This is a genomic window from Lactobacillus nasalidis, from assembly GCF_016587775.1.
GTDB lineage: Bacteria > Bacillota > Bacilli > Lactobacillales > Lactobacillaceae > Lactobacillus > Lactobacillus nasalidis.
In genome coordinates this window covers 1-4,499 of record NZ_BOCG01000401.1, presented here as the reverse complement: position 1 = coordinate 4,499, position 4,499 = coordinate 1, and the positions used below count along the sequence as shown (strand labels likewise).

At 53.7% G+C, this 4,499-nt stretch carries 4 protein-coding genes; 2 read left to right on the top strand and 2 right to left on the bottom strand.

Going from position 1 to position 4,499, the window contains the following annotated elements:
• A partial coding sequence (locus lacNas_RS07305; RefSeq protein ID WP_201346735.1) for a glycosyltransferase family 2 protein occupies positions 1–331 on the bottom strand: 331 nt, incomplete at its 3' end.
• Between the two features lie 33 nt (positions 332–364).
• Entirely contained in the window at positions 365–2,257 is a 1,893-nt protein-coding gene (locus lacNas_RS07300) for a 6-pyruvoyl-tetrahydropterin synthase-related protein (protein WP_201331294.1), read from the bottom strand.
• A 589-nt stretch (positions 2,258–2,846) separates the two neighbouring features.
• Between lacNas_RS07300 and larD the strand changes: the two genes are divergently transcribed.
• Both larD and lacNas_RS07290 read left to right on the top strand, forming a co-directional pair.
• Positions 2,847–3,566: a D/L-lactic acid transporter LarD gene (gene larD / locus lacNas_RS07295; RefSeq protein ID WP_373868166.1), complete on the top strand. Its 720-nt coding sequence runs from the start codon at positions 2,847–2,849 to the stop codon at positions 3,564–3,566.
• A 424-nt stretch (positions 3,567–3,990) separates the two neighbouring features.
• Positions 3,991–4,467 carry a sigma-70 RNA polymerase sigma factor region 4 domain-containing protein gene (locus lacNas_RS07290; protein WP_201331292.1) on the top strand — a complete coding sequence of 159 codons (477 nt, stop codon included), beginning with the start codon at positions 3,991–3,993 and terminating at the stop codon, positions 4,465–4,467.
• Positions 4,468–4,499 lie beyond the last annotated feature (32 nt).

The following is a 4,499-nucleotide window of genomic DNA, read 5'->3' as shown; positions in this document are numbered from 1 at the left end:
CCAGGATCTTGATCATTTCCGGCAGCAGGGCCGGCGGGTCCTGCAGGTCGGCGTCCATCACGGCCACGTAGTCGCCGCTGGCATTGACGAAGCCGGCATACATGGCGGCCTCCTTGCCGAAGTTCCTTGAAAAAGAGATATAAAAAACGTGCGGGTCCTTGGCTGCCAGATCGCGCAAAATCTCCAAAGTCCGGTCCTTGGAGCCGTCATTGACAAAAATCAGTTCATAGTCATCTGGCAGCTTCTCCAGCACTTCGCTGGCCGCCGGATAAAAGAGGGGCAGGGCCGCTTCTTCGTTGTAGCAAGGAACGATAATTGAAATCTTTTTCATTCTTTTTAAGGTCTTCCTTCCCTTTCTTGTCTCTTATGCTCTAAGTTTAACCCCTAAGCTGGCACAGATAAAGCCAGGCCAGGAAAGAAGTGAAATTGCCAAAAGCAGTTTCATCCACAAAGGCGTCACGAATTCCAGCACGGCCACGTTCTTGCCCTTCCGGCTGGCCACCTTTGGCGCGCCGATCCGGCTTCTCCGGTACTTGGCCAGAAGCTTGCCGTTGACGGTCAATTTGGACTGCGCGTAAGTGACGATCGGCAGGCGCTTCTTTTTGCCCGTGCTCGTCCAGGTCAGGCGGAGCCGGCCGCCCTTGAGGGCCTTGAACTTGACTCCTTTTCTGACCTTGTGGCTCAAAACGGTCTTGTTGTAAGACTTCGAAGCCTTGACGGTCTGCAGATGCCAGTAGACCCGGTTCTTGTAGCCTTCGGCCCAGCCGTTGATCACTGGCTTGGGGTCCTGCTTGTAGACCGGCAGGTAGTCGGCGATCGGCTTCTTGGTCAAGGTCAAAAATTTGTGCAGGTCTTTAGAGTGCGTAGCCGCGTTGGTCTGGCGCAGGGCCTGCTTGCGGGAGTCGGTCAAAGAAACCGTGTAGCGGCCGCTTCTCCGGCTCTTGTACTTGCCAGGCGCGGTAACTTCCCGGCCAAACTTGCTGCTAGCGTTGTGGCCGACATTGTTCAAATAGCCGTTCCAGGCGTAAGCGTTCATGTAGCGGACCATGCTGCTGGTACTGAGAACCAGAGCCGCCCCGGTCACCCCGTAGACCAGCCAGGACCAGCGTCTGGACTTCCGCAGCATGATCTCCGCCGACATGCCCATCCCAATCAAAAGCAGCGGGTAGGCGATACAGGTAAAGCGGGACGGGAACTGCAGGTAGCGGGCCAGGGCCGGCAGCCGGTTGGAAATGTGGTCCCACGGCACCAGGCGCGAGGACAAAAGCAGCCAAAAGCCTCCGTACAGACTCAGCCAGCAGTTGATCTGGCTTTTCTGCCGCTGCCAGATGGCATAGCCCAGCTGGAAGAGAAAAATGTAAAACATCCAGTAGGTCAGCCCGTCCCGCTGGTTGTAGCCCAGCAGCCCCGTCGGCGCTACCGCCACGTAAGTGTGCTTGAGGTGCAGGGCATTGCCCATCATGCCCATCGTCGAAGGCGCGGCCAGATGGTTGCTCTTGGACATCCAGAAAAGCGGCGCCAGCGTGTTCAGCGCCAGCAGGACCGCCAGGCCGACGGCCTGGCAGGTGCTCAGCCAGAGCTTTTGCTGGCCCTTGTTTTTAATCATGGCGTAAAGCCAGGCCGGCAGCAGAAAGGCCATGTACATCACGGCCGTCAGCAGGTGCACTTCCAGAGCCACGGCCATCAAAAGGCCCAGCTTGACCCAGTGAATCGGCTTTTCCTTGTCAAAAATCATGTCCGCGGCTACCAAAATGCCGTAAGGCATCATGGCCGCGCTGATGCCGGAGAAGTTGGTTGCCCCCTGCCAGCGCGGCAGCCAGCCGATCGTCAGGTAGAGCATGGCCAGAATCGTGGCAACTGACCGCCGCGCTTTAAACCGGCGCAGGGCGGCGTACATGCCGAAGCCCCCGACGAGGTAGACGATAAAGGAGCTGACCAGCTGGTAACGATACCAGGTGCCGACTGCCAGCAAAAGCAGGCCGTTGGCATAGGCAAAAAGCGGCCCGTACAGGGCGTTGATCACCCGGCCCGACCGGTTGTAGCCATACAGGCTCATGAACCAGTTGAAGTTGCCGTGCTTGATCTGCTCAGCCGCCTCATAGAAGCGGTTGTAGTGGAAGATCGTGTCGGAACCGATGATGATGTTCCCCGTCCGCATTTGCCGGAAAGCAAAATAAGCCGCTAGCAAAAACAAAGCGGCGTAAGGCAAAAAAGCTTGATAATCAAGCTTGGTTTTTCTATTTTTTTCTGTTTCCATTCCTTTTCCCCTCTTAATTATGGGCAAAAAGTCCACGATACAACTAGTACAATTATCACTAATGTCTAGAATAAACAAGCTCATACTCGCTTGCAAGCACTTTTAGCTTATTTTAACTGTTTTTTTCAAAGAATTTACGTATAGCATTCCCGGCCAAGCTGGCAAAAGGGTACCAAAAAAGCAGCTGTTTCTGGCCAGCTGCTTCTTAGGTAGTGTATATGTATGTTGTGTATATCAGGGAAAGAAAAATATAAGAAATATGAGTTATAGGCGAGTTCTTTCAGCTCGTCTACGGTTTATATAGTACACAGAAAGTTTGAACAAACTATGATAGTATCGTTTCCCTTCAGTGAAATTTTCATAGCTGAAAGCCAACCTAAAAATTCCACGATTGCTATAGTGGCCCGGCAGGCCATTTTTGTGAACAATTCACTTACTTTTCCCCAGAGCGTTTGTTAAATCTGGCGATAAAAGCGCATTCATGTTAAAAAGATCACGATTACCTATATCTTTTTGCTGCCTATAGGTATATAATTATTAGCTGTTATGTACCTTAAAAATTATCTACTACAAGGAGAATAGAATTTTGATGCACAACTTGTTAAATGAGTTCTTGTCTACCGGACTCATGATTCTGTTCGGTGTGGGCGTGCACTGCGATGACGTCTTGAACAAGACCAAGTACCACGGCTCAGGCCACATTTTTGCCATTACTACCTGGTCATTCGGGATCTCAGCCTGCCTGTTCATCTTCGGCGGCATCTGCATGAACCCGGCCATGGCGCTTTGCCAGGCCATCCTGGGCCTGATCCCATGGTCCAGCTTCATCCCTTACTGCCTGGCTGAATTTGCCGGCGCCTTCGCGGGGGCTCTTTTGGCCTACTTCATGTACGCTGACCACTTCAAGGCTTCCGAAGACACGATCGACGGCATTGCCACCCGGAACATCTTCTCCACCAACCCTAACCTGCGCAACCTGCCGCGCAACTGGATGGTCGAAATGATCGCCACTACGATCTTCCTGACTGGCATCCTGGCAATCGTTGCCAAGTTTGAAAAATTCGGCTGGACCCCACTGCTGGTTGGTCTGCTGGTTTGGGCCATCGGTATGGGCCTGGGCGGTACTACCGGCTTTGCCATGAACCAGGCCCGGGACTTGGGGCCGCGTTTGGCTTACCAGATTCTGCCGATCAAGAACAAGGCCAACAACGACTGGCAATACGGCCTGATCGTGCCAGGGACCGCGCCATTTGCCGGTGCCGTCCTGGCCGCATTGTTCGTCAAGTTCTTCTTGAAGCTGAGCTTCTAAGAGCTGCCGATCAACAAGAATAAGAGAAAAGCGCTGGATCAGCTGATCCGGCGCTTTTTCGCGTAAAAAAATAGATATAGATGCGGCCGTACGGCCGCGTAATTTGCTTGTCTTGGAAAGAATAAAAAAGGTATGGAATCAATAGATCAAATCTGCTTGATCTATGGTTTAGATGATACGGGGCAAATGTGACCGATCCATGACGACTTTTTTGCTTTTCTGCTAGAAAAACTTTTATTTTTTGCCTTGACCGGCCAGCCCCGCCCGGCCTTAAACAGCCATTCTTACTTTTTCGCGAAAACGTAAAGGGCTTGAAAACGGGCGCCAGGCGGCGGCTGCCCCGGTCAGCACTCCTTTGGCAAAGAGCCTAAGCTGTATTTGCACGGCGCCGAGCAAGAAAAAAATAAGGAGTGCTGACAAGAAAATGACAAATGAAGCAATGACGCAAGCCTGGGAAAACCGGAAACTGGTGGCCGGGGCCCTCAAATCCGCCCACGTCTACCGGAGATACAGCGACTACGAAGACCTCTTCCAGGAGGGCCTGATCGTCTACGCCCACTGCCTGGCCCAGATGGCTGGCAGGCCCCGGGAAGAAGCCGACAAGCTGGCCTTTCGCAAGGTCTACTGGCACACGCTGGACCTGCTCCGCCGCAGACAGCGGCAGTGCGACCACGACGAGCCGCTGCTGGAGGCGGCCTTTGTCGAAGCAGCGCACGAGCCCCGCCTGGCCCTGGTGGAAGCCTGGAAAAAGCTGTCCAACACCGAAAAGCTGCTGCTGGGGCAGAACCTCCTGCTCAATTACAGTCTCAAGGAAACTTCCGCGCTGATGAACCTGCCCTACCGGACGGCCAGCCGGATCAAAAAGCAGGCTCTGGACAAGCTGCGCCGGCAGCTGGAATAGCCGCAAGCCAAAAAACGTCCCCGCGGATCGCG